This window comes from Microbacterium sp. 69-10, assembly GCF_001897945.1.
In the GTDB taxonomy this organism is placed as follows: Bacteria; Actinomycetota; Actinomycetes; order Actinomycetales; family Microbacteriaceae; genus Microbacterium.
Window position 1 is genome coordinate 53,745 of record NZ_MKRT01000024.1, and the last position, 903, is coordinate 54,647.

The 903-nt window shown below is 67.1% G+C and carries 2 protein-coding genes (1 of these 2 cut by a window edge); one reads left to right on the top strand and one right to left on the bottom strand.

Annotated elements, in window-relative coordinates; all coding sequences use genetic code 11:
• On the bottom strand, positions 1-190 hold the 5' portion of the coding sequence (locus BGN97_RS11200; protein ID WP_292701344.1) for an HAD-IA family hydrolase. The gene continues 521 nt to the left of window position 1, outside the view; the window shows 190 of its 711 coding nt (coding positions 1-190); its start codon is at positions 188-190; its stop codon lies beyond the left edge, outside the window.
• An 86-nt stretch (positions 191-276) separates the two neighbouring features.
• On the opposite strand from BGN97_RS11200, the gene BGN97_RS11205 reads away from it, so the two are divergent.
• Positions 277-903: sugar-binding domain-containing protein (locus BGN97_RS11205; protein ID WP_292701347.1), on the top strand; the 627-nt coding region annotated here is incomplete at its 3' end.

The window sequence follows — 903 nt, forward strand, 5'->3', positions numbered from 1 at the left end:
CGCGAGCGGTCTTCCCGTGCATGTCGGCGCCGGGTGTCGGAACGTGGTGCTCCTCGGCCCACAGCCGCCAGGCGCCCTCCACAGCGGGGATGGAGTCCACGAGAGTGCCGTCCATGTCGAACAGGGCTCCGGCCACCGGTATCGGCTCTCCTCGTCGCAGTTCCGCAACGAGATCCTCGAGTCGTGTCATCCGGCATCCGCTCCCATCCTGTCGGGCAGGATGCCTGACGCATCCACCTTATGAAAATCGCTCACGTCACCCAGTAGGGTGCTCGTATGAGCAGAATTCTTTCGCTTGATCAGCAGGTGCTCCACGTGTACGTCGCCATGCAGCATCTGGCGCAGGGACGTGCCGTCAACGAGATCGCGGAGGAGATCGGCAAGTCGCGCTTCGCGACGGCGCGGATGGTGCGGAGGGCGAGGGAGCTGGGCCTCGTCGAAGTGCGTGCGGCCGTCGCGGATCCCATCGACGCGGAGCTGTCGACGCGGCTCGCTCAGCGGTTCGGCCTGCAGTCCGCTCTGGTCGTCGCCACCTATGCCACCCATGAACTGAAGGTGCGCGAGGCAATCGCGGCGGTGACGGCAAAGGTGATCTCCGAGACCGTCCAGGACGACGACGTGGTGGGATTCACTCCGGGGCGCACCCTCGTTCTCGCCTCGCGTGCGATCACGCAGCTGCCGTGCGCCGACGTGGTCCAGCTGACAGGCGTCGGCTGGCCTCGTCTGGAGGACGGCGTGGAGGTGATCTCCAACGCCGGTCGCGCCGCCCGCGGGGCGACCTATCCGCTGTACGCGCCGATCCTCATCGAGCCGGAGGCGCGCGCGATCCTGCGCCATCCGGCCATCCAGCACACGCTGAGCCGGTTCGACCATGTGAACAAGGCCTTCCTCACCATCGGCGGG